The organism is Alteribacillus sp. HJP-4 (genome assembly GCF_042139015.1).
GTDB lineage: Bacteria > Bacillota > Bacilli > Bacillales > Marinococcaceae > JBHIKY01.
This window is the reverse complement of sequence record NZ_JBHIKY010000023.1, coordinates 1-24532: the sequence shown is the minus strand read 5'-3', so window position 1 is coordinate 24532 and position 24532 is coordinate 1. Positions and strand designations below refer to the sequence as shown.

Genomic DNA, 24532 nt, shown 5'->3' with positions numbered 1-24532 from the left:
AATCTCCCCCCGGATAAGTTCAGATGCTGGTTGATGTGTCTTTCACAGGGTACACTGTAAGTAGCGGTTTATCACTGAAGACACTTATGTCTTTTTATACTTTAAAAAATTAACCTTTTTGAAGGCGATACTTTTCAAAGCAGGGAGGTAGTATTTTGGGAAAACTGCTTGTATTATTGCTTATTATTGTTCCAGCTCTCGAAGTAGGGATATTAGTATTAGCTGGAAATTCTCTCGGTGTGATCCCGACTGTGCTGCTGATTATAACTACTGGGCTGATCGGAGCTTGGCTGGCAAAGCGGGAGGGAACGCAGGTGCTGCGTACCGCTCAGCTTCAGATGCAGAACGGAGAAGTTCCTTCAGGTTTAGTACTGGACGGCATCTGCATCCTGGTTGGAGGGGTCCTGCTCCTCACCCCCGGGTTTTTGACAGATCTTTTAGGCTTTATTTTAATTATCCCTTATACGAGGGCTACGATGAAAGGTCTCTTTCAGAAAATATTTGAACGGCTCGTAAAAAACGGGAATGTTGTAATTTCCCGCCGCAGATGAGCAGTTCTATGTGAGGGAACATGACAGAATACCTCGCTTTATGGTAGGATAAAAACGAAGTCTATGTGGAAGGATGAACGCATGGTGATGTCGCAGGCAACTATGTTTTTACTCGTATTGCTTGCGATCGGAGTTATTGGAAAGAACCAGTCCCTTATCGTCGCGATTGTAATTTTACTCGCCTTAAAATGGCTGGGGCTTGGGGACAAACTATTTCCCTTTATGCAGGCAAAAGGAATAAATATTGCGATTACTATTTTAACCATCGCCGTGCTTGTTCCGATAGCAACCGGTGAAATTGGTTTTAAACAGTTGGGTGAAGCAGTAAAGTCCTCCTATGCATGGGTTGCTCTTGCAGCCGGTATTATTGTAGCTCTGATTGCAAAAGGTGGGGTTGAAGTTATGCAGAATGACCCTCATATTACTGCAGCCCTCGTAATCGGCACTATACTAGCTGTGGCATTGTTCAATGGCGTAGCAGTCGGTCCCTTGATCGCTGCAGGTGTAGTATATGTCTTTATGAAAGCAGGCGAATGGTTTACTGCCGGCGGCTGATAACAAAGTATCACGCTGCAGCTGATTAATTCTCCCATTACTTGTCAGACTGGCGTGAAAAATTTATTTCATGCACTGCGTTCACAAAAGAAATAAAAATGTTTATAATGGTAGATGGTTCCATGACTCTTTCTACATAGCTTTTTATGAAGCAGTATAAAATCAAGATTACCCTGTTTTCATTCAGGGAATGTACATCCATGTCACGAACAGACCGACTGGTCCAGTTACCTTGTGATTGTTGATTTGCCATGTGACTGCGGCGTGGAGGTTGAACTGGTTTTTCTGAAGTGGAAAAACGTTATATTTTTCGGTAAAAGGAGAGGTTGTAATGAGCACAACTCGTGGTCTTGAAGGTGTTGTCGCAACAACATCCAGCGTTAGTTCAATCATTGATGATGTTTTAACTTATCAGGGCTATAATATCGACGATTTAGCAGAAAATGCTTCTTTTGAAGAAGTTATTTATCTACTGTGGAACGGCCGTCTGCCTAATAAAAGTGAGCTGGAAGAGCTGACTGCAGATCTGGCAGAAAACATGGCAGTTCCTGATGAGATCTTCGACTACATGAAAGCGTATTCGATCGAAGATATTCATCCTATGGCTGCTGTACGAACAGCTATTTCTCAGCTTGGGCTTTATGACAGCGAAGCGGATGAAATGTCAGAAGAAGCCAATAAACGTAAGGCTGTCCGTCTTCAAGCGAAGATTCCGGCAATCGTTACCGGTTTCAGCCGCATCCGTAAAGGCCAGAAACAGGTAGCTCCAAAGAAAGATCTGAGCTTTGCTGCAAACTTTTTATACATGCTGAATGGAGAAGAGCCGGATGAGATTTCCGAAACAGCTTTTAACAAAGCTCTCGTTCTGCATGCCGACCATGAGTTAAACGCTTCTACCTTTACCGCGCGTGTCTGTGTTGCCACGCTGTCTGATATTTATTCCGGCGTGACAGCAGCGATCGGAGCATTAAAAGGACCACTGCACGGCGGGGCAAATGAACGTGTCATGAGCATGCTCTCTGACATCGGCGAAGTGGATAACGTAGAGCCGTACATTCGCAGGACTCTTGATAATAAAGAAAAGATTATGGGATTTGGACACCGGGTATATAAGCAGGGGGATCCACGCGCCAAGCATCTGCGTGAAATGTCCCGCAGGCTTACGGATATTACCGGTGAAACAAAGTGGTATGACATGTCTATTAAAATCGAAGAGATGGTAACTGGCGAGAAAAAGCTTCCGCCAAACGTCGATTTTTATTCCGCTTCTGTATATCACAGTCTCGGATTAGACCATGATCTATTTACACCGATTTTTGCAGTGAGCCGAATGTCGGGCTGGCTTGCTCACATTCTCGAGCAGTACAACGACAACCGCTTGATTCGTCCGCGTGCAGATTACGTGGGACCTGGCAAGCAGGACTATATTCCGCTGGAAAATCGATAAAATTTCTGATTAGGTGATTACAAGGGAATAAGGTCCGGCAGAGGCTGGGCCTTCCCTTTTCAATGTAAAAATATAGAGGAGGTCTTTATTAACATGGCAAATGGAGAAAAGATTACGACAAACAGTGGTGTATTAAACGTACCGGATGAGCCGGTAATCCCTTATATTGAAGGGGACGGTATCGGTCCGGATATTTGGGCAGCTGCGTCAAAGGTTATCGATGCAGCCGTTGATAAAGCATACGATGGCAAGAAAAAGATTCACTGGAAAGAAATCCTCGTCGGTGAAAAAGCTTACAACAATGCCGGTGAATGGCTTCCCGAAGAATCCCTTGATGCCATCCGAGAATATTTAATCGCAATTAAAGGGCCGCTCACTACCCCTATCGGCGGCGGTATCCGCTCATTGAATGTGGCACTGCGCCAGAAACTTGATTTATTCACATGCCTGCGGCCTGTCCGCCACTTTACTGGTGTTCCATCTCCTGTAAAACGTCCGGAAGATGTAAACATGGTTATTTTCCGTGAAAATACAGAGGATATTTACGCTGGTATTGAGTATCAGGAAGGCTCAGCAGAAGTGAAAAAAGTAATTGACTTTCTGCAGAACGAAATGGGTACGTCGAATATCCGTTTCCCGGAAACTTCCGGAATCGGCATTAAGCCTGTTTCTAAAGAGGGTACAGAACGACTCGTACGTGCTTCTATAGATTACGCTCTTGAAGAAGGCCGTAAAAGTGTAACGCTCGTACACAAAGGCAATATCATGAAATATACTGAAGGCTCCTTTAAAAACTGGGGTTATGCTCTGGCGGAACGTGAATACGGGGATAAGGTATTTACGTGGTCCAAGTATGATGAAATCGTAGAAAAAGAAGGAAAAGATGCGGCAAACGCTGCTCAGCAAAAAGCAGAAGATGAAGGTAAAATCATCATAAAAGATGCGATCGCTGACATTTTCCTGCAGCAGATTCTGACTCGTCCAAAGGAATTTGATGTAGTAGCTACAATGAACCTGAACGGAGACTATGTTTCTGACGCACTGGCTGCACAGGTCGGCGGCATCGGGATTGCTCCTGGTGCAAACATCAATTATGAAACAGGACATGCCATCTTTGAAGCGACACACGGCACAGCTCCGAAGTATGCAGGTCTAGATAAAGTAAATCCATCATCTGTTATCCTTTCTGGTGAATTAATGCTTCGTCATCTTGGCTGGAATGAAGCAGCGGATCTAGTTTTGACTTCCATGGATAAAACAATCGGAAGCAAGGTGGTTACGTATGACTTCGCCCGCCTGATGGATGGTGCTAAAGAAGTGAAGTGTTCAGAGTTTGGTGACGAACTGATTAAGAACATGTCATAATAATAAGCCACAAGGAAAGCGAATTTTCAGAGGAGGATATTACAATGGCCATTACACGCAGAAAAGTATCAGTTATCGGCTCCGGGTTCACCGGTGCTACAACCGCACTTATGGTAGCTCAAAAGGAACTCGGCGATGTTGTGCTTGTAGATATTCCAGATATGGAAGGTCCTACAAAAGGTAAAGCACTTGATATGCTTGAATCGACACCAGTCACAGGAGCAGACGTCAATGTAAAAGGCACGGCCGACTATGCAGACACAGCTGGGTCGGATGTGGTAGTAATAACAGCCGGAATCGCAAGAAAGCCGGGCATGAGCCGGGATGATCTCGTAAATACCAATGCTAAGATTATGAAATCTGTTACGAGAGAAGTTGTGAAAAACTCACCCGATTGCACGATCATTGTGCTTACCAACCCTGCAGATGCGATGACGTATACGGTTTATAAAGAGTCAGGTCTTCCGAAAAACCGGGTTATTGGACAATCCGGAGTTCTTGACACTGCCCGCTTCCGTACTTTCGTTGCGCAGGAGCTTGGCTTTTCAGTGGAAGACATTCAAGGATTCGTACTCGGTGGACACGGAGACGACATGGTGCCACTGATCCGCTACTCCAACGCTGGTGGTGTGCCGCTGACTAAGCTGCTCTCACAGGACCGCATTGATGCAATTGTAGAACGCACACGTAAAGGCGGCGGTGAAATCGTCGGCCTGCTTGGTAACGGTAGTGCTTACTATGCGCCGGCCGCTTCTCTGACGCAGATGGTGGAAGCAATCTTAAAGGACAAGAAAAGAATTCTGCCATCGATCGCTTATCTTGAAGGTGAATATGGCGAAGAAGATATGTATCTCGGCGTTCCGACCGTACTGGGCGGAAACGGTATTGAGAAAATTATCGAGCTTGATCTTACCGATGATGAAAAAGCAGAGCTTTCAAAATCAATTGATTCTGTAAGAAATGTTATGAAGGCACTGCCTAACGATTAATTAATGAGAGAAAGTCCCGGTATCCTGTATAGGACCCGGGACTTTTTTTATTCACTAACAGTGAAGCTTCCGCCGTACATATTATCTACCTGTCCGCTTTTTTCTGCGAATGCAAATAGGTGGTATTCCCCCGGAGCGAGCGGCTCTCCTTCAAGCAGGCCGTCCCAGGTAAAGGAGTGATAGCCTGGATCAAGATTCTGGCGGGAAGCAACTACTCCCTGGAATTCCAGAAGGTCGCTCTCATAAAGAACAATTTCCGCCGTTTCTGCTCCTCCTGGAGTATAAACATCCATCAGGAACGTACCATCCTCCATTAAATCAATCTGAAAATCCGAAACTCGTGGATAATCAGGCTCCTGTACGAATAATATCGTTGGAATTTCAATCTCTTCCTCGTCATCTGTGAGAGTGATCATACCTTCATGATAGCCTGGATCAAGCTTTGAGGCAGTAACCTTCACGTTCATGTTTACTTTTTTCGTCTGGCCGGGATTAATTTTTGTGTTTTTGCTTGTAGATACGGAAATACCATCTGGATTTCCGTCAAAGGTTACATCCAGGTCGTAATCTTTTCTTTCCCCTGACTCGTTTTGAATAGAGAAATGCTGCCGTTCGACCTGTCTGCCGTTATCTTTTAGAAACGTGCCAAATGAGTGGCTTCCTGGTACAGCAATCGTTTCTGTATCAAGTGCCTCCGGCAGGCGGATACTGCCTGCTCCCTGGGCGTTGTGAGGATAATCATTGCCCTCTGGATCGTTCAGTCGTTCAGCTGTGTTCATTAAAGCCCCTTTCACTTCTTCTACTTCCCAATCTGAGTGTTTTTCGAGCAGCACAGCAGCAGCCCCGGCCACATGAGGGGAAGCCATACTTGTCCCCTGCATGGACGCATAGCCATGAGGTTCTTCTTCATTATAGGTCGGTACAGTGCTGGTAATATCGACGCCTGGTGCTGAAACGTCTGGCTTAATCATCCAGGTATCCATGACCGGTCCTCGCGAGGAGAAATCAGCAATCGTTTCTCCGACCTTCCCGGCCTCAGCCAGGCTGATCGTTACCTCGTTATCGCCATCTTCTACAGCCTCGGCCAGGTCCCTTCCTGAAATGTCATCCAGCTTCCAGGTGGGCACCGCCATTCCTGGAATATAAAAAGGAATCGGTCCGCTTACATTGTTATAAATGATCGCTCCATCGGCCCCGGCTGCTTCGGCATTAATGGCTTTATCTACAAAAGCAAGCTCGCCCCGCTCCATGAGAGCAATTTTTCCCTCTGCATCGATCTCCTGAAATTCCTCTTCGCTGCCAAGACCTGCAAATACTACTTCTCTCGTTTCTCCTTCGAGTTCAAGCAGTTCATCTTCAGAAGGAAAACCTAAGATTTCAGCATCAGGGAACGACACGCTTCCTAAATCAAGTTCAGTATCAAATTCGTTATACGGAAGCTGCGAAGCTCCTACAGAAATTGCATCTCTTGAGGTTCCTGGTGAACCAACAGTCCATTCACTGTCTCCGGCATTGCCATTGGAGGTGACGGCAACGACTCCCTCTTCCATTGCCCAGTCTAGTGCGGTACTCGTGGCATAATCAGGGTCATTTAATGTATTACCAAGCGATAGGTTCATAATATCTGCTCCGTCTTCCACCGCCTGTTCAATTCCGGCAAGAACATCTTCTGTAGTGCCGCTTCCTCCGGGACCGAGCACCCTGTAGCCAAGAAGATCTGCATCAGGAGCTATCCCTTTAATATTCCCGTTTGCAGCAATTGTTCCGGCGACATGGGAGCCGTGATTCGTTTCATCTCCCGGGTTTTCTCCCGGTTGAGTTTCCTGCGGATCAGAATCTTCATCTACAAAATCATAGCCTTTATAGCTGCCAAAAGCGTGCTCGAGATCCGGATGAGTATAATCAACACCGGTATCAATTACTGCTACGGTGATTCCCTCTCCAGTGTAGCCGGCCTCCCAGGCTTCATCAGCACCTATGTATGGAGCACTATCCGCCATGAGCGGGTGGAACTCTTCAGCATCCAACTCTGTGGTCTCTCCGATTTGATCCGTTTCATACTGGGCATTCGGATATACGGCCTTGACACCATCCACAGAGAGAATGGAAAGGATATCTTCTCCTTCTAATTCAAGGGAAAAACCTGAAAATACGTAATCATACTCCCGGTCCACCTCGCCGTCCTCTAAGCGTTCCAGAACATCAGCACTCACTTGATCACGGCTGTTCTTAATCTGCTCACGTGACGACGGCTGTCCGGTCTGCCTGGCTTCAACTAAGGATGGCTCATCAATTTCTACAATGACTCTTGTCCGTTCCTTAGAGTTTAAATCATGTTCACCTTTCAGCACCGCCATTTCATCTTCCACGCTGCTCTTTTGCTCAGGCTGGGAGGGCGCAGCTTCAATTCCTCCGGCTCCTGCGGAAAAAACAACAAAAGACAGGAGTGCTCCAGCAATAGTGCGTTTAGCATTTCTAAGATCTTTTTCCATTTTTCAACCTCTTTCCTGAAAGATTTAAACACATATTGTAAAATTACGGCATATTAGTAGATTTTTCCTTGTTACATTTGAAGGGTATCTGTCGAGAGGATAGACCTATTATTTAGGGAGTCGAAATTATTTTCTGGTAATTTGATGATTTACATAAGACAAATGTAATATTTTAACAAAGGTAGTTTGGATTGGAGGTTAGAACTGCTGTATAGTAAGATAGAATAAAAAGGGATGGAAACACACACCATTTAACAAAGCATGTCACCAGTATTTGGGGAGCTGGTGCGAGATGGAGGATGAATATGTCGCAAAGGCTTCTAGTTGTAGACGATGAAGAGTCAATTGTAACGCTTATTTCTTATAATTTGGAACAGTCCGGTTATACCGTTGATAAAGCGATGAACGGGAGAACCGCGATGGAGAAGGTGAAAAGTAATACGTATGATCTTGTGGTTCTGGATTTGATGCTCCCTGAAATTGACGGGCTTGAGGTGTGCAGACAAATAAGACAGGAAAAAATTAAAGTTCCCATTCTCATGCTGACAGCCAAAGATGATGAATTTGATAAAGTGCTCGGGCTCGAGCTTGGGGCCGATGATTATATGACGAAACCGTTCAGCCCCAGAGAGCTTGTTGCGAGAGTGCGTGCAATTTTAAGAAGGCTTGAGTATGCTCCGGAAGCTGCAGAAGCAGAGAAAGCAGGCGACCGGATCAAGATTGCAAGACTCACGATCTATCCGGACAATTATGAAGTGTATGTGAACGAATCGCAGCTCGAATTAACACCAAAGGAATTTGAACTGCTGTTGTACCTTGCCAATAATAAAGGAAGGGTGCTAACAAGAGATCAGCTGTTAAATGCTGTGTGGAATTATGAGTTCGTGGGAGACACGAGGATAGTTGACGTTCATATCAGTCACCTGCGTGAAAAGATCGAACCTAACACAAAGAAGCCTGTTTATATAAAAACAGTACGCGGGCTCGGCTATAAATTTGAGGAGCCCGCCGGACTATGAAAAGATTCCGAACGAGACTGATCTTCGGTCTGATGGCAGCCAGTCTGTTTGTACTGGCTTCTTTAGGTCTGATAATTGGACAGCTCGTCAAAGGCTTTTATGTGGATCAGCTTGAAGACAGGCTTGGAAAAGAGGCAGCTCTGTCTGCGTATGCACTGGAGGATATCCCCGCTGAGGAATGGCAGTCATTTTCAGAAGGAATCAAAGACCGGCTTGATGTCCGTGTAACGATTATTGATCAGAACGGGGAGGTCCAGGCAGAAACAGAACTCAGCCCTGACGAACTTGAGAACCACGGCGACCGTCCTGAAATCACGGAAGCAGAAGACAACGGAGGCACAAATATTCGTTTTAGTGAAACGGTGCAATCAGAGCTGTTATATTTTGCCTACCCTTTTACATACGGAGAAGCGGAAGAAGGGCATCTGCGGCTTGCTCTGCCTGTCGAACGGATAGATAATATCAATAAGCAGATCTGGTTATTCGTCGGCATCAGCTTTTCTATCGCTTTTATATTAATCTTATTTTTAAGCTACCGGATTGCCAACCAGCTCACACAGCCGATAGGCCAGGTCACTGATGTAGCCAATGAACTTGCCAGGGGAAACTTTAAGGCAAGAACTTATGCAGGCACCAAGGATGAAATCGGACAGCTCACCAGATCCATCAATGTACTGGCATATAATTTAGATCAAATCACTTCCCGCTACAAGACTCAGCAGGAAAGGCTCGAGGCATTGATCGACAATATGGGCAGCGGACTTATTTTTATTAATGACCGGGGGGACATAACTCTTGTCAATCAATACTGCAACAGCATCTTTGACACAGATACAGACAAGTGGCTGAACGAGCTGTATCATGAAGTGATTGAGGATAAAACGCTCGTTAAGCTGATTCAGGAGGTATTTTTAACCGAAGCTAAAGTGCGCAGGCAGATGCAGATGAATGCAAAGCTTCAGGTTCATCAGTACGAGGTATATGGCGCGCCCATCATAGGAGATAAAGAAAAGCTGCGCGGTATCGTGCTTGTTCTGCATGATATTACGGAGTTAAAAAAACTAGAGCAGGTCCGCAAGGATTTCGTAGCCAATGTATCCCATGAATTGAAAACACCAGTGACGTCGTTAAAAGGTTTCACCGAAACGCTGCTAGACGGGGCGATGGAAGACCCGGATGCGAGAAAACAATTTCTTGATATTATTTGGAAGGAAAGCGACCGGCTGCAGGATTTAATCAGTGATTTACTGGAGCTGTCCCGAATTGAGCAGGAGTATTTTCACTTAAACTGGCAGGATGTCAAAGTAGATAAAGCTGTTTATGAGGTTATAGAGCTGTTGTATCCAAAAGCTGAGGAAAAAGAGATTTCCCTGCTTGCAGACTATCCGCAGGGACTGGTCATGCCTGGTGATACGGCCCGATTCAAACAGATAATGATTAATTTGATCAACAATGCCATTGTGTATACGCCGGCCGGCGGCAGGATCAATGTAACGATTACAAAAGAAACGGATATGGTCAAGCTGGTGGTGGCGGATACTGGTATCGGCATCAGCAAAGACGAATGGCCGCGGATATTCGAGCGCTTCTACCGCGTGGATAAAGCCAGAAGCCGTAACTCCGGTGGTACAGGGCTCGGTCTTGCCATCGTAAAGCACCTGGTTGAAGCGCATCAAGGCCATATCGATGTTGAGAGCGAAAAGGATAAAGGAACTACATTTAAAATTTTCTTCCCTGCGGAAAAAAAGAAAGACTAGCTAGTTTACAAAACCTTTACATCTTCTCAACTACAACTTTACGAACTTTCTGTATGCTTAGTAAGTGAATGGTTTCATTTTCCTGTATGACTCGTTTTTCGACTCATCCCTTCAATCGGTCATGCAGGTAAATGGCATCCCCTTTTTTAGACGAAAGCCCCCCCTTGGCTTTCGTCTTTTCTATTATTATTAGAGATAGTGCTGTCTGTGAGGACGGATGAAAGATATCCACCGAAGCAAAGCAGTTTCTACTGAACAAAAGCGCTGTCTCCTTGAAGAGCTAATATGATCTGCTAATTTTTGAAAATAAATTGAAAAATTTACTGGAAAGTAACGACAAATATACTATAATTGAAACTGTTAGCTTCGTGTATATTTACATATTCAAAACTGTTATGAAACCGTTAGGAGCGCTGATTCGTAACAATAATTATCAATGAAAAAAAGGGGGGGATCATTTGTGCTCAGTGTCAAACAAATACTATTAGGTTTTATTTCTCTTCTCGGAATCGTAATCCTGGCGCTGTTTTTGATCACCGGCTGGTATACAGTGGATGAATCTGAGCAGGCGGCCCTTGTTACATTCGGCCGCGTCGATGAAACAATAACCGAGCCGGGCTTAAAATTTAAGATGCCCTGGCCGATTCAAAAAGCAGAGGTGCTGCCAATTTCGACGAATACGCTGCGGGTTGGGTATGAAAAGGAAGATGGAGAGGTCACGGAATACCGGGATGAAGCGAAGATGATTACCGGAGATGAAAACATATTGTTCGTTGATCTCGTTGTTCAATGGAGAATAACCGATGTGGAGCAGTACTTATATAATACGGATAATCCAGAGAATATGCTTTACCAGGCGACATCTGCATCACTTCGCAGTGTTATAGGAAATTCTGTTGTCGATGATGTACTCACCGATCAACGGGCCGAAATTGAAGGTACAGTACTTGATTCTTTAACTCAGTTGGTTAATACATATGAAATCGGTGTAACTGTGATGGACGTTAAGCTGCAGAATGTTGAGCTCCCAACCGAGGATGTCCGCCAGGCTTTTACAGCGGTAACCGATGCGAGGGAAGAACGTCTTACGAAAATTAATGAAGCCAATCGGTACAGAAATCAGGAGATGAATGAAGCTGAAGGGGAAGAGGATGCGATCATCTCCAGAGCGGAAGGCGAACGTCAGAAGAATATTGAAGACGCACGCGGGGATACCTCCCGTTTTAATGCCCTTTACGACGAATATGTGAATAATCCTGAGGTGACAAGAGAACGGCTGGTGCTCGAAACACTCGAGGACGTGCTGCCGGCTTCTGAACTCTACATTATCGACAGTGAACAGGATACGACGAACTACCTCCCGATCCGGCCGCTTGAACGGCAGCAGGGTCAGGCTCCTGCTGCAGATTCAGATGGTTTAGAGGAAGAACCTGAGCAGTCACAGGAAGAGCCTGAGCAGCCTGACGAAGAACCGGAATCAGAGGAAGGAGGCGGTTCGGATGGCAGATGATAACAATGTATATGAGATGAATGAGAAGAAAAACGGCTCCTGGTCAGGATGGATACGGACCGCCATTATTCTGGCACTTCTGATTTTTGCGCTTCTTATTGTTCTTTTAAATGTTTTTATAGTGAAGCAGGGTGAATTTAAAGTGGTTACTCAATTTGGAGAGGTGATGCGAATCGAGGATGAGCCCGGATTAAATTTTAAAATCCCGTTTATCCAGCAGACGAGCACACTTCCAAAGCATCAGATGAATTATGATATCTCTTCAGCTGAAATTAATACGATGGACAAAAAACGGGTGCTCGTGGACAATTACGCAATTTGGAGAGTAACAAATCCTCAAAAAATGATATCCAACGCGAGAACCGTTGAAAACGCAGAATCGATTATGGCAAATTACATCAATTCTGTCACTCGGTCTGAACTTGGCCGAATGGACTTTGATGAGATCATTAATGAGGGGGATTCTGCCCGGGGAGACGTTAATGAAATGGTCAGGGATAATGTCAACACCCTGCTCGAGGATGGAGACTACGGTGTTTCTCTGACTGATGTAAGAATTAAGCGAACCGATCTGCCGGAGGATAATGAAAAATCAGTATACCGGCGCATGATTTCTGAACGAGAATCAACAGCTCAGGAATATCTGTCCGAAGGGGATGCAGAGGCAAATCGAATTCGTGCGAATACAGACAGAGAAGTTACGGAAACCATTTCAGCGGCCCAGGCGGATGCTGATGAAATCATCGGGGAAGGTGAGGCGGAAGCGGCTTCGATATATAACGATGCCTTCAGCAGCGATGTAGAATTTTACGAATTATACCGCACCCTCCAGTCTTATGAACAAACGATTAATGATGAAACAGTGATTGTACTTCCGTCCGATTCTCCGTATGCGAGAATTTTAATGGGATACGTTGAATAAGACATTATTTTTACGAACACGTTTATTTACTGGAAGACCGGGGGAGCATCCGGTCTTCTTTTTTATATGGATAAGAAAGGTTAGATTTTATTGATTTCATCCCTGGAGGCGGCCGCTTTCCGTTCTTCAATCTAAGAATAAACCATAAGTGTGACTTTGTATTTCTCATATTGAATTTAATTCAAGGCAAAGAATGACCTGTCTCATCGGCAATCTGACGACACTTCTCTGGTATGATAAAATAGACAGGCATACAAAACAATGACCTGAATATAGAGAGGGGTAATCTCCTTGAACAAACTAGTCTTAATCGATGGAAATAGTATCGCGTTTCGTGCGTTTTTTGCGCTTCCGCTTCTGAATAATGAGAAGGGAGTATATACAAATGCCGTTTACGGTTTCACACAAATGCTGCTGAAGGTGCTGGAAGAGGAAAGTCCAAGCCATATTCTCGTTGCTTTTGATGCCGGGAAAACGACCTTCCGTCATGATACATACGGCGAATATAAATCCGGGCGGCAGAAGACGCCTTCCGAGCTTTCCGAACAGCTTCCCCTCATCCGGGAAGTACTGGATGCCTTTTCCATTCCGCACGTGGAGCTCGCGAATTATGAAGCAGATGATATCATTGGTACACTTTCCCGCCAGGCGGAGCATAAGGATTGGAACGTTAAGATATATTCTGGGGATAAGGATCTCCTTCAGCTCGTTTCCGATAAAACCACCGTTGCGATGACCAAAAAGGGAATCACGAATGTAGAAACATTTGATGTACAGGCGATCGATGAAAAGTATGGTCTCACCCCTGAGAAAATCATTGATATGAAAGGATTAATGGGGGACAGTTCGGACAACATTCCAGGTGTCCCGGGAATAGGAGAAAAAACAGCGTTAAAGCTTCTTCATGAGTATGGCTCTCTTGAAAACGTCCTTGATTCGATCGATGCCATATCCGCGAAAAAAATGAAGGAACGCCTGCAGGAAAATCAGAATCAGGCGAGAATGAGCAAACAGCTGGCTGTTATTTACCGTGAAACGCCGATTGACGTAGAACTTGATAAGCTGAAACGAGCTGAATATGATACGAAAAAAGTAACGGACCTTTTCAAATCGCTCGAATTTAATTCCCTTCTGAGTAAATTTGATGACGAAGAAGAAGAGCAGCAGGACTTTAAAGAAATACATTTTGAAACGGTGAGTGAAATCACTGAAGAAATGCTGGCGAGTCCATCGGCTCTCATCGTGGAGGTTCCGAGTGAAAATTATCATCGGGCTGACATCTGGGGGGTTGCGTTAGTAAACAAAAACGGTCGCTTTTTCGTGCCACAGGCGGCCGCTCTTTCCTCTGATGCCTTTAAAGAATGGGCAGCTGATGAAACGATGGAAAAATATATGTTTGATACGAAACGTGCGGTAGTAGCATTGGGCTGGAAGGAAATTCCGCTTGCGGGTGTCGTTCATGACATGCAGATTGCCTCGTATTTGATCGATCCATCCGTATCTTCTCACAGCGTGTCTGATATCGCTGTGCGAAAGGGTCTTCGTGTCGTGGATACCGATGAAGCAGTTTACGGCAAAGGTGCAAAGCGCGCAAGACCGGAGGAGCATGCCCTTGCTGAACACCTCGTGCGAAAAGGCGAAGCCATTTTTGCACTGGAGAATCAGCTGGAAAAAGAGTTAAAAGATAACGCGCAGTTTGAACTATTTTCCCAGCTCGAAATGCCGCTTTCTCTGATTCTCGGTAAAATGGAAACGACCGGTGTGCATGTGGATCACGACCAGCTGGAAAATATGGGAGTCGAGCTCAATGAAAAGCTTGCTCAGCTTGAATCAGAAATTCATGAGCTTGCTGGAACGGAGTTTAATATTAACTCCCCAAAACAGCTGGGTCCCATCTTATTTGAAAAGCTTAACCTGCCAGTAATTAAGAAAACGAAAACCGGATATTCCACAGCTGCGGATGTTCTGGAAAAGCTGGAGGGCCAGCATGACATCATCCCGAAGCTGCTGTTATACCGCCAGGTGTCCAAGCTGAATTCAACATATATTGAAGGACTCTTAAAGGTGATTCATCCAGAAACAAATAAGATACACACGATCTTTAATCAGGCCCTCACTCAAACGGGAAGGCTGAGTTCGACCGAGCCCAACCTGCAGAACATCCCGATTAGGCTTGAGGAAGGCCGCCGCATCCGCAAAGCCTTTATTCCATCAGAAAAAGGCTGGTCGATTCTTGCTGCGGATTATTCCCAGATTGAGCTACGTGTGCTGGCACATATTGCAGGGGATGAGGGACTTATTGAGGCATTTCAGAAGGATATGGATGTTCATACGAAAACAGCGATGGATGTATTTCATGTCAAAGAAGAGGACGTCACTTCGAATATGAGAAGAAGTGCCAAAGCTGTAAACTTCGGCATTGTTTATGGAATTTCCGATTATGGGCTTTCTCAGAGCCTCGGTATTACGAGAAAGGAAGCACAGGAGTTTATTGATCGGTATCTGGCAAGCTATCCAAAGGTTAAAGAATATATGGATGATGTAAAAGATGAAGCCCGTGAAAAAGGTTACGTCTCTACGCTTCTGCAGCGGCGCCGGTATCTGCCGGATATTACGAGCAGAAACTTTAACCTGCGCAGTTTTGCAGAGCGGACCGCGATGAATACGCCGATTCAGGGTACGGCGGCTGACATTATTAAGCAGGCAATGGTGGATGTCAGCAAGGCTCTGGAGGACGAAGGTCTCGAAAGCCGACTGCTCCTGCAGGTGCACGATGAATTAATTTTTGAAGTGCCTGAAAATGAACTGCATAAAATGACAAAACTCGTACCAAAGGTGATGGAGGAAACAATGAAGCTTCACGTTCCGCTGAAAGCCGATGTTTCTTATGGAGACACGTGGTACGACGCCAAATAAGGAGAGAGAAGTATGCCGGAGCTGCCGGAAGTTGAAACGGTAAGACGCACCCTGGAAAAATTGGTGGCAGGAAAAACAATTCAAACCGCTGAGATCAGCTGGCCCCGCATTATAAAAAGACCGGATGATGCGCTTGCCTTTGCCGCGATGCTTGAAGGCCAGAGGATTGAAAGTATCGGAAGACAGGGCAAATTTTTAAAAATAAATCTTCAGGACTATGTGATGGTTTCTCATTTGCGAATGGAAGGTAAGTATGAGATGGGGAGTGGAGAAGAGCCTGATAAGCATACGCATGTACGCTTTTTCTTTGCTGACGGCAGTGAACTCCGCTACCGGGATGTGCGCAAATTCGGGACGATGCATTTGTTTGAAAAAGGAACAGAGCAATCGGAAATGCCGCTTCGCCAGCTGGGCCCGGAACCTATTAATGATGAAGCTTTTACCGCCGAATATCTATCCGCCTGTTTTACGAAGACGGCCCGTGATGTAAAGACTGTACTGCTCGATCAGCGTGTAGTGGCAGGGCTGGGCAATATTTATGTCGACGAAGCACTGTTTCGTGCCGGCATCCGCCCGGGTGCAAAGGCTGCGGCCCTGAACCACAGGCAGACAGAAAAGCTTTGGAACGAGATTAATTGCACAATCGACGAAGCAGTTAAAAAAGGTGGAAGTACTGTCCGCTCCTATGTGAACGGCGCCGGAGAGATGGGGATGTTTCAGCTTGAGCTGAATGTTTATGGACGCAAGGATGAGCCGTGCCACACGTGCGGCATTCCCATTGAAAAAACAGTCGTTGCCGGACGCGGCACCCACTACTGCCCTGGCTGCCAGCCCGCTTAAAAGCACGAATACTCGTCAAATCTTTCATATGGATACACGCCTGCTGTGAATCCTCCATATACTGTCGTAGATATCGACAGGGAGGAGCCAGCTTTCATGGCACAACTCATATCACTATTTGTTTTGGCATTTGCTGTCAGTGTAGACAGCTTTGGAACTGGATTGGCATATGGCCTCCGCAAGCTTCAGCTCTCCAGCTCTGTACTGATTTTTATCAGTATCTGTTCTGGAGTATCTGTGCTGCTAGGTGCAGCGGGGGCAGGCCTGCTCACTCAATTTATACCGGATGCTGTTACGGAAACGATCGGCGGAATGCTGTTAATCGCGATCGGCAGCTGGGCTGTGCTGCAGGTGATGAAAAAAGAAAAACCGGCAGCTTCTGAAACGTTGGAAATCGATAAAGGCAGCAGTACTAATTTTATGAAACAAACGATTGAAATTATTAAAACACCTGAAAAAGCAGATATGGATGACTCCGGTTCCATAAGCTGGGGAGAAGCAGTCCTGCTGTCGGCAGCCTTATCTCTTGACGCCTTTGGCGCAGGAATAAGCGCTGCACTTCTCGGACTGAATGCTTATTATCTTGCAGCTGCAGTTGCTGTATTATGTGCCTTTTTTCTAGCCGGTGGAAGATCTGCAGGCGAAAAACTGTCTGCATTTCAATCGGTGCAGAAATTATCCTTTGCGCCGGGTGTTCTGCTTATCTGCTTAGGTTTATTAAATCTTTCATAACTGAGGAAAGGAGGGATAAAGATGGTAATTGGCTTAACTGGAGGCATTGCAAGCGGAAAAAGTATTGTTGGAAACGCTCTGGAAGAAAAAGGGTTCCCTGTCGTTGATGCTGATAAAATCGCAAGAGAAGTGGCAGAGCCCGGAGAAGATGCCTATGAAAAAATTGTAGAACATTTCGGGCCGGATGTATTAGAGCATGACGGCACGCTCGCAAGAAAAAAATTAGGAAAAATTATCTTTCAGGACCAGGAAAAGCGTCAGCTGCTGAACCAGATTATGCATCCCTCCATTCGCAAGCGAATGCTCGAGAGAAAAGACGAACTACAGCAGAACGGACATTCAACGATTATTTTCGATATCCCTTTACTTATAGAAAATAAGCTGCAATTTATGGTAGACAAGGTGCTGCTCGTATATGTAACGAAAGAAGTACAGCTGCAGCGGTTAATGGATAGAGACAAGGCCGGCGGGCAGGATGCTGCTGACCGGATTGCCTCCCAGATGGCACTTGATGAGAAAAAAGCGTTTGCCGATGAAGTCATTAATAACAATGGCACGATACAAGAAACTCTCGACCAGCTGCAAATTGTGATTCATAAATGGAAGATGAAGCCTGCCCGTTAAAAACGGGCAATTTTTTTTGTAAAAAACAGTACATTATCTATTTTAATGTGATATACTAATTCTACAAAATGATAATTTAGTGTAACACAATTAGCAGGGAGGCCTGTCTGTATGAAAGTAAAAACGGCAATTAATGGATTTGGACGGATCGGCCGGATGGTATTCCGGAAAGCAATACAGAACGAAGAACTTGATGTAGTAGCGGTTAACGCAAGCTACCCTGCCGAAACCCTCGCTCATCTTATTAAGTATGACACGATTCATGGTATGTTTGACAAAGAAGTGGAAGTCAAGGACGGGGATCTTGTCGTAGACGGAAAAATAGTATACCTACTAAACGATAGAGATCCGCTCAATCTGCCCTGGAAAGAGCTTGGCGTAGATATTGTGATCGAAGCCACTGGTAAATTTAAATCGAAAGATACAGCCGGACTTCATCTTCAGGCTGGTGCAAAAAAGGTCGTTATCACTGCACCAGGCAAGGATGAAGATGTGACAATCGTTGTCGGCGTTAATGACGATGACTATGACCCGGCAAAGCATCATGTCATCTCTAACGCTTCCTGTACGACCAATTGCCTTGCGCCTGTAGCGAAGGTGCTTGATCAGGCATTTGAGATCGAAAGCGGTTTGATGACAACCATTCATTCGTATACAAATGACCAGAATAATATTGATAACCCGCACAAGGATCTCCGCCGTGCCAGAGCCTGCGGCCAGTCGATTATTCCTACATCCACTGGAGCAGCAAAGGCACTTGCCAAGGTTCTGCCAAACCTGGAAGGGAAAATGAACGGAATGGCACTGCGTGTGCCGACACCAAATGTCTCTCTAGTTGATCTTGTTATTGATACCAAAAATAAGGTAACGGAGAAAGATGTGAATGCGGTACTCAAAATCGCATCTGAAACCGATTTAAAAGGAATTCTTGGATATAACGACGATCCGCTTGTATCATCGGACTATAACGGCAATGAACATTCTTCTATTATTGACGGCCTATCCACGATGGTCATCAACGACCGTCAGGTAAAAGTGCTGGCATGGTACGACAATGAATGGGGATATTCCTGCCGGGTGGTTGATCTCGTCTGTCATGTCGGTCGGTACATTCACGAAAAATCAGTGATGAGTGCATAAAAAAGCAGTTCCGGCTGTCTCAGCCGGGCTGCTTTTTTTGATGTGGAAAAAATTTAGGCAAAAAGAGATTTGGCTGCTGGAAGCCGGTATCGAATAATGGTCTGCTTCACGTCATAGGTTCATCGACAGTACGCGCTGAAAAGCCTGTCAGCGAAAGACGGCCACTACGTGAGGAAAAACAACAGTCAGAAGGCTGCAGCAGGAAATGCATGTTTTTTCCAGCGCCCGGCAGGGAACGTGGGGTTTAGGGCTTCTTAGTTTAAGACTGCCCTCACTATTTTCAGCAGTGTTGTGCTAAGCCAGATCTACTGAGCTTCTGCGCTAAAGAGCCTTGTGTGACTGATAAATTTTTATTGCAAAAAATGCATAAAGTCAGTATACTAATTTTCGTGAACTTCCATATAAGAGGTGAATAAACTTCTATTATGAAGCTGAAATTGAAGCGTTACTGAAAGGGTTAGGACCTCATTTCGGACTAACTTTCCCCCGTGGTAACGTGATGGCTGCCAGCTTTTGAAGCCACGTCATGATAATCGACACAAAAAGACATGATGATGAATTGATTTGAAAAGGGGGAATCCGCGTATGGATACAATGGGAAGACACGTCATTGCGGAACTTTGGGGATGTGACATGGAAAAGCTTAATGACATGAGTTATATTGAACGAGTTTTCGTGAATGCTGCATTGAAGGCAGGAGCAGAAGTGAGAGAGGTCGCGTTTCATAAATTTGCTCCTCAGGGAGTGAGCGGGGTCGTTATTATTTCTGAATCGCACTTAACGATTCACAGCTTTCCTGAGCATGGATATGCCAGCATTGATGTATATACATGCGGCGACCGGATTAATCCGAACGTCGCTGCAGATTATATCGCTTCTTCTTTAGGCGCCGATAAACAAGAAACCGTCGAAGTGCCGAGAGGAATGGGGCCTGTGAAGGTAGAAGCTCCGCAGATAAACGCTTTATAATAGGAAAAACCCGGCTGCCGGCCGGGTTTTTCTATGCCATCATTTAAATTAATATGATTCCAGCTTCCCACCTTCCCAACATCCTTTCATTAATGATATGATAGAACGTAATAATGAACGTGCGTCGTACTTTTGCAGTCGTGTTCAAAACGGAGTTGATAGCTAATGCGATGTCCTGCCTGCCAATCAAACGGTACACGGGTTTTGGACTCAAGGCCAAGCAATGAAGGTAGATCAATCAGGCGCCGCCGAGAGTGTGATGCGTGCCAGCACAGATTTACTACGTTTGAAATAGTCGAAGAGCTTCCTCTGATCGTTGTTAAAAAAGGCGGGACCCGCGAAGAATTCAGCCGTGAAAAAATACTGCGGGGCTTGATCCGTGCCTGCGAGAAACGGCCCGTCCCTTTGGAAACACTCGAAAATATCGTAAATGAAGTAGAAAGAGATTTACGAAGCGATGGCAGATCGGAAGTGAAAAGCGAGGACGTCGGAGAATTGGTCATGGAGCGTCTTTCTCGGGTCGACGATGTTGCTTACGTCCGCTTTGCATCAGTCTACAGACAGTTTAAGGATATTAATGTGTTTATTAATGAATTAAAAGATTTAATAAGTAAAGATAAAAAAGATGACAGAGATGATGGAGCTTAAAGCAAAGGCTTGGAGCTCTTTTTTCTCTGAAAGTCTGCATTTACGGAAGGAGGAAAAAGAGTGGCACTTCATTGGACGGAACTGCTTCCGGTGGATCGGTTTGCAGTAAGGTCCTCCGACTTTATCGGAGAGCGTGATCAAAAAACATTAACCCTTTTGTATCAGCCTCTTATTGGAACGGTTCCCATTTCCTTATTTCAAACGCTTTGGAGTAAACTGGAGCGTGACTGTTTATGGAGTTCGGAAGTTTCCCATCATGAGCTGATGGTATTATTGAACCTTCCGCTCGACGATATTTTTGCCGCTCGTCAGAAGCTCGAAGCCATTGGATTGATCCGCACCTTTAAAAGAAGTACTGAGACGACTGCTTTATTTATATATGAATTGCAGCGTCCTATGACGCCTGCAGAGTTTTTTCAAAACGATGTTTTAAGTGTTTTTTTATATAATAAATTAGGCAGAGACCGCTATATCGAAATCCGGAGCCGTTTCCTGCTTGAAGCTATTGACCATGAGGCCTATCAGGAGGTCACAGCTTCTTTTAATGATATATTTACATCTCTTCAATATTCTGAAATGCTGCTGCACGATGAACTTGCTGATGAGCCCGCAGGAAAAGAATACATAGGAAAGGACCAAAAGGCTGATATCAGTTTTGGGACAGAAGGCTTTGATTTTGAGCTGTTGAAGGCCTCTCTTCCTGCATTTATTGATGGGGAGACAATGCTGACTGAAGAGATTAAATGGGTGATTCGACGGCTTGCATTTGTGTACAGGCTCGAGCCGCTGGAAATGAGCCGGATGGTTCAGCAGTCTTTAACGGCGGATGACACACTCAATCCCGCGGAGCTTCGCAAAAAAGTCCAGGACTGGTACCGTTTTGAATACGGTCCGGAGCCCCCGGCCCTTGGCTATCGTGTCCATCCGAAGGAGTGGCGCACAATGGATAAAAAAGAGCCTGCCACAAATGAAGAGAAGATGGTCCGCTACTATGAACAGACCTCTCCTTTGTCTTTTTTAGAAAGTATTTCAGATGGCGCGAAGGTGCCATCTACTGATGTGAAGCTGGTCGAATCACTGCTGTTTGAATATCAGCTCCAGCCAGGAATTGTAAATGTGCTGATTGATTATGTCATGCAGACAAACAATATGAAGCTTCATAAGACGCTTGTGCAGAAGATTGCCGGCCACTGGTCGCGCAAGCAGCTTAAATCCGTTAAAGATGCAATGGAGCTTGCTAAAAAGGAACACCGTGAACGAAAGCACTGGAAGGAAAATGGCAGCCGCTCCAGTAATGGACGACAGGCAAAGCCGTATGTCAGAAAAGACCGGCTTCCAAAATGGCTCGAAAATGAAAAGCAGGTGCAGCAGGAGCCTGAGCAAATGAATACTGTTCCTTCAGACTCTTCGCTTGAAACAGAAAAACAGCGTTTTGAAGCGATGTTAAAGCAATTAAAAAACAGCCGCCAGAAATGAGGTGAGCCATGATGGATTCAATTAAGACATCACTGGACCAGTTTATGAAAAATAAAAATTGGCACTCCCGGTATGAAAAGCTGCAGCGGGAAGTATTGGATTACTCCAGAGTTCGGGCTTTTTTGGCGAGCCATCCGGAAGTAAAGGAAGCGCCAGCCGAAAAAAACATCAATAAACTTTTTGAATATAAAAGGGAACGGGAGCATTGTGATGCCTGTCCCGGGCTGGCGGAATGCCCGAACATTATGCAGGGCTATCAGCCGGAAATTTCTGCAGCGGACGGCCTTGTTGAGCTTCATTATCATCCGTGCAGGCTCAAACAGAAGGCTGATGAAAGAAAAAGACATCAGTCGTTAATTAAGAGCTTGTATATCCCCCAAGAAATATTGAATGCTACTTTTGATGATATTGAACAGGATCATGCAAGCAGGCTTTCTGCAAGCAATGCAGCGCTGGAATTTGCGATACAGGCACGGCCTGGGGAAGACAGCATCGGCCTCTATTTTCACGGTCCATTCGGCGTCGGAAAAACATACATGATGGGCGCAATTGCCAACGAACTTGCAGAGCGCCGGATTTCATCAATGATCGTATATGTGCCTGACTTTTTTAGAGAAATGAAGCAGTCGATATCCGATGGCTCGGTCCAGGAAAAGCTCGATAATGTAAAAAATATCGACGTGCTGATTCTTGATGACATTGGTGCAGAGACCATTTCACCCTGGGTCCGCGATGATGTGCTCGGTGTGATCCTGCAGCACCGCATGATGGAAAAGCTGCCGACGCTGTACACCTCCAATTTTGATTACGAGGAGCTTGAAGCACATCTTGCCTCGTCACAGCGCGGGGCAGTTGAAAAAATAGACGAGACGAAAGCAAAACGAATCATGGAAAGAGTAAAGCATTTAACCTCTCCTGTATTTATTGATGGAAAAAATAGAAGAGGAAGGTAATTCTTCAGCTGGGAATATATCCAGGAAATATGATACGATGAAGAAAGTCATTGACAAAGATTGAACAGGCTAGAGGCTTTTAATTATTGGAGGGTTTGTCATGAGCATAGATGCAATTCTCGATCGTGCCGTTTCAGGTGAACGATTGACAATGGAAGATGCTGTCCGCTTATACGAAAGTGATGAAATTGAGAAAATGGGAGCGGCCGCCAATAAAGTCATGAAAAAGTGGCATCCAGACCCTGTCACGACCTTTGTTATCGGCCGCAATGTGAATTATACGAATGTTTGTGATACCTACTGCCGGTTCTGCGCGTTTTACCGCCGGCCCGGATCGGACGAGGGCTATACACTATCCGATGAAGTGATTTTTAATAAAATCCAGGAAACGTCAGATGTTAATGGAACGGAAATTCTTATGCAGGGCGGCACGAATCCGAACCTTCCGTTTGACTATTACACGACGCTTCTCCGCGACATAAAAACTAGATTTCCTGATATAACGATGCACTCTTTCTCTCCGGCCGAAATATATAAGATGATGGAGGTCTCCGGTCTCTCACTTGAGGAAGTCCTGCGCCAGCTTCATGAGGCTGGTCTGGATTCACTGCCCGGCGGCGGAGCGGAGATCCTCACAGAGGAAACCCGCAAAAAAGTCAGCCGTCTCAAATGCACTGCAGATCAATGGATCGACTGCATGAAAACCGCTAAAAAAGTCGGCATGCACGGCACTGCCACCATGGTCATCGGCTTGACTGAGTCGAATGAAGAAAGAGCAGAGCATCTTCAGCGTATCCGTGATGCTCAGGATGAAAGCAACTGCTTTCTTGCCTTTATTTCGTGGACATTCCAGCCCGACAATACGAACATGAAGGGTGAAATTATCAGCGGAGACGGATATTTAAGAAATGTGGCCATTTCCCGCCTATTCCTTGATAATATTCCGAACTTCCAGTCGTCCTGGGTCACAATGGGGCCGGTTGTCGGCAAGCGCTCCCTTAATTTCGGCTGCAATGATTTCGGCAGCACGATGATGGAAGAAAACGTCGTTTCAGCCGCCGGCACGACCCACAAGGTCAACACGAACGAAATATTAAAGCTGATCCGCGAAGCCGGCAAAATTCCGGCCCAGCGCGATACAAAATACAACATTCTCCGCCGCTTTGACGGAGAAACCAGCGCGGAAAAAGATTTTGTCATGCAGAATTAATAAAGGGAAGAAGAGAACGATCTCTGCTAAAGAAAAACTTGGCGATAAGCCAAGTTTTTTCTATTAAAACCCTATACGCTGCAGGTCAGCGTTTTTCGAAATATGAGACTTTATCATATTGCACGGTTCAAGCCGTGTGAAACAAGCAGATTCTCCAGGCGAGCTGTATGCGGACATTAAATCCGCTATTTTATCAAAATGTGCTCATTTTGAAAGGTAAGCGGACATGAGATACGCTATTTGCCTAAATGGTAATGAAACTGGCTCTCATTTTGGCTATTAACGGAACCGATGGACCTCTGTCAAGAAAGTGGACACCCTTTAACAGAATAGGAATGATGCGATGGTGACAGCTACAGATCATTCTTCCCTATGTTTCAATCGTAGATGATCTCGCAGAAGCGTCAAGCCCAGCCC

Annotated in this window: 20 protein-coding genes; 19 read left to right on the top strand and 1 reads right to left on the bottom strand. The window is 45.4% G+C overall.

Annotated elements, in window-relative coordinates:
* The first annotated feature begins 155 nt into the window (after positions 1-155).
* From ACE4RR_RS17110 to mdh, 5 genes are all read left to right on the top strand, one after another.
* Entirely contained in the window at positions 156-551 is a 396-nt protein-coding gene (locus ACE4RR_RS17110) for an FxsA family protein (RefSeq protein ID WP_375536659.1), read from the top strand.
* Positions 552-614: 63 nt separating this feature from the next.
* On the top strand, positions 615-1106 hold the full coding sequence (locus tag ACE4RR_RS17105) for a DUF441 domain-containing protein (protein WP_375536658.1): 492 nt from the start codon (positions 615-617) through the stop codon (positions 1104-1106).
* Between the two features lie 331 nt (positions 1107-1437).
* The gene (gene citZ / locus ACE4RR_RS17100; protein WP_375536657.1) at positions 1438-2553 is read left to right on the top strand and encodes a citrate synthase; all 1116 of its coding nucleotides are present in this window, start codon (positions 1438-1440) and stop codon (positions 2551-2553) included.
* A gap of 93 nt (positions 2554-2646) precedes the next feature.
* Positions 2647-3918, top strand: coding sequence for an NADP-dependent isocitrate dehydrogenase (icd, locus tag ACE4RR_RS17095; protein WP_375536656.1), 1272 nt, complete (start codon positions 2647-2649; stop codon positions 3916-3918).
* Between the two features lie 44 nt (positions 3919-3962).
* The gene (mdh, locus tag ACE4RR_RS17090; RefSeq protein WP_375536655.1) at positions 3963-4907 is read left to right on the top strand and encodes a malate dehydrogenase; all 945 of its coding nucleotides are present in this window, start codon (positions 3963-3965) and stop codon (positions 4905-4907) included.
* Positions 4908-4954: 47 nt separating this feature from the next.
* Here mdh and ACE4RR_RS17085 read toward each other — a convergent pair whose 3' ends face one another.
* Positions 4955-7399: a S8 family serine peptidase gene (locus ACE4RR_RS17085; protein WP_375536654.1), complete on the bottom strand. Its 2445-nt coding sequence runs from the start codon at positions 7397-7399 to the stop codon at positions 4955-4957.
* Between the two features lie 305 nt (positions 7400-7704).
* On the opposite strand from ACE4RR_RS17085, the gene ACE4RR_RS17080 reads away from it, so the two are divergent.
* The 14 genes from ACE4RR_RS17080 to mqnC all read left to right on the top strand — a co-directional run bounded on the left by ACE4RR_RS17080 (position 7705) and on the right by mqnC (position 24115).
* Positions 7705-8418 carry a response regulator transcription factor gene (locus tag ACE4RR_RS17080; protein WP_375536653.1) on the top strand — a complete coding sequence of 238 codons (714 nt, stop codon included), beginning with the start codon at positions 7705-7707 and terminating at the stop codon, positions 8416-8418.
* The gene (gene pnpS / locus ACE4RR_RS17075; RefSeq protein ID WP_375536652.1) at positions 8415-10175 is read left to right on the top strand and encodes a two-component system histidine kinase PnpS; all 1761 of its coding nucleotides are present in this window, start codon (positions 8415-8417) and stop codon (positions 10173-10175) included. The genes ACE4RR_RS17080 and pnpS overlap by 4 nt, the downstream gene beginning before the upstream one ends.
* Positions 10176-10635: 460 nt before the next feature.
* The gene (hflK, locus tag ACE4RR_RS17070; protein ID WP_375536651.1) at positions 10636-11685 is read left to right on the top strand and encodes an FtsH protease activity modulator HflK; all 1050 of its coding nucleotides are present in this window, start codon (positions 10636-10638) and stop codon (positions 11683-11685) included.
* Positions 11675-12607, top strand: a complete 933-nt coding sequence (gene hflC, locus ACE4RR_RS17065) for a protease modulator HflC (protein ID WP_375536650.1) — start codon at positions 11675-11677, stop codon at positions 12605-12607. Before hflK ends, hflC begins: the two co-directional genes overlap by 11 nt.
* Before the next feature lie 291 nt (positions 12608-12898).
* Entirely contained in the window at positions 12899-15523 is a 2625-nt protein-coding gene (polA, locus tag ACE4RR_RS17060; RefSeq protein WP_375536649.1) for a DNA polymerase I, read from the top strand.
* 12 nt (positions 15524-15535) lie between these two features.
* Positions 15536-16363 (top strand): DNA-formamidopyrimidine glycosylase, encoded by an 828-nt coding sequence (gene mutM, locus ACE4RR_RS17055; RefSeq protein WP_375536648.1) that lies wholly within the window; start codon positions 15536-15538, stop codon positions 16361-16363.
* Between the two features lie 96 nt (positions 16364-16459).
* Positions 16460-17095, top strand: a complete 636-nt coding sequence (ytaF, locus tag ACE4RR_RS17050; RefSeq protein WP_375536647.1) for a sporulation membrane protein YtaF — start codon at positions 16460-16462, stop codon at positions 17093-17095.
* Positions 17096-17116: 21 nt separating this feature from the next.
* Entirely contained in the window at positions 17117-17719 is a 603-nt protein-coding gene (gene coaE, locus ACE4RR_RS17045; protein WP_375536646.1) for a dephospho-CoA kinase, read from the top strand.
* A gap of 111 nt (positions 17720-17830) precedes the next feature.
* Positions 17831-18859, top strand: coding sequence for a glyceraldehyde-3-phosphate dehydrogenase (locus ACE4RR_RS17040; RefSeq protein ID WP_375536645.1), 1029 nt, complete (start codon positions 17831-17833; stop codon positions 18857-18859).
* Between the two features lie 585 nt (positions 18860-19444).
* Positions 19445-19828 (top strand): adenosylmethionine decarboxylase, encoded by a 384-nt coding sequence (speD, locus tag ACE4RR_RS17035; protein ID WP_375536644.1) that lies wholly within the window; start codon positions 19445-19447, stop codon positions 19826-19828.
* A 165-nt stretch (positions 19829-19993) separates the two neighbouring features.
* Positions 19994-20476 (top strand): transcriptional regulator NrdR, encoded by a 483-nt coding sequence (nrdR, locus tag ACE4RR_RS17030; protein WP_375536643.1) that lies wholly within the window; start codon positions 19994-19996, stop codon positions 20474-20476.
* 60 nt (positions 20477-20536) lie between these two features.
* The gene (locus tag ACE4RR_RS17025; protein WP_375536642.1) at positions 20537-21952 is read left to right on the top strand and encodes a replication initiation and membrane attachment family protein; all 1416 of its coding nucleotides are present in this window, start codon (positions 20537-20539) and stop codon (positions 21950-21952) included.
* An 8-nt stretch (positions 21953-21960) separates the two neighbouring features.
* Positions 21961-22905 (top strand): primosomal protein DnaI, encoded by a 945-nt coding sequence (gene dnaI, locus ACE4RR_RS17020; protein WP_375536641.1) that lies wholly within the window; start codon positions 21961-21963, stop codon positions 22903-22905.
* A gap of 100 nt (positions 22906-23005) precedes the next feature.
* Entirely contained in the window at positions 23006-24115 is a 1110-nt protein-coding gene (gene mqnC / locus ACE4RR_RS17015; protein ID WP_375536640.1) for a cyclic dehypoxanthinyl futalosine synthase, read from the top strand.
* The last annotated feature ends 417 nt before the right edge of the window (positions 24116-24532 follow it).

Excerpts from the sequence above, each read along its gene's own strand:
- ACE4RR_RS17105 (WP_375536658.1), top strand. The coding sequence starts at position 615 with ATGTGGAAGGATGAACGCATGGTGATGTCGCAGGCAACTATGTTTTTA.
- citZ (WP_375536657.1), top strand. The coding sequence starts at position 1,438 with ATGAGCACAACTCGTGGTCTTGAAGGTGTTGTCGCAACAACATCCAGC.
- icd (WP_375536656.1), top strand. The coding sequence starts at position 2,647 with ATGGCAAATGGAGAAAAGATTACGACAAACAGTGGTGTATTAAACGTA.
- mdh (WP_375536655.1), top strand. The coding sequence starts at position 3,963 with ATGGCCATTACACGCAGAAAAGTATCAGTTATCGGCTCCGGGTTCACC.
- ACE4RR_RS17085 (WP_375536654.1), bottom strand. The coding sequence starts at position 7,399 with ATGGAAAAAGATCTTAGAAATGCTAAACGCACTATTGCTGGAGCACTC.
- ACE4RR_RS17080 (WP_375536653.1), top strand. The coding sequence starts at position 7,705 with ATGTCGCAAAGGCTTCTAGTTGTAGACGATGAAGAGTCAATTGTAACG.
- pnpS (WP_375536652.1), top strand. The coding sequence starts at position 8,415 with ATGAAAAGATTCCGAACGAGACTGATCTTCGGTCTGATGGCAGCCAGT.
- hflC (WP_375536650.1), top strand. The coding sequence starts at position 11,675 with ATGGCAGATGATAACAATGTATATGAGATGAATGAGAAGAAAAACGGC.
- mutM (WP_375536648.1), top strand. The coding sequence starts at position 15,536 with ATGCCGGAGCTGCCGGAAGTTGAAACGGTAAGACGCACCCTGGAAAAA.
- ytaF (WP_375536647.1), top strand. The coding sequence starts at position 16,460 with ATGGCACAACTCATATCACTATTTGTTTTGGCATTTGCTGTCAGTGTA.
- coaE (WP_375536646.1), top strand. The coding sequence starts at position 17,117 with ATGGTAATTGGCTTAACTGGAGGCATTGCAAGCGGAAAAAGTATTGTT.
- ACE4RR_RS17040 (WP_375536645.1), top strand. The coding sequence starts at position 17,831 with ATGAAAGTAAAAACGGCAATTAATGGATTTGGACGGATCGGCCGGATG.
- speD (WP_375536644.1), top strand. The coding sequence starts at position 19,445 with ATGGATACAATGGGAAGACACGTCATTGCGGAACTTTGGGGATGTGAC.
- nrdR (WP_375536643.1), top strand. The coding sequence starts at position 19,994 with ATGCGATGTCCTGCCTGCCAATCAAACGGTACACGGGTTTTGGACTCA.
- dnaI (WP_375536641.1), top strand. The coding sequence starts at position 21,961 with ATGATGGATTCAATTAAGACATCACTGGACCAGTTTATGAAAAATAAA.
- mqnC (WP_375536640.1), top strand. The coding sequence starts at position 23,006 with ATGAGCATAGATGCAATTCTCGATCGTGCCGTTTCAGGTGAACGATTG.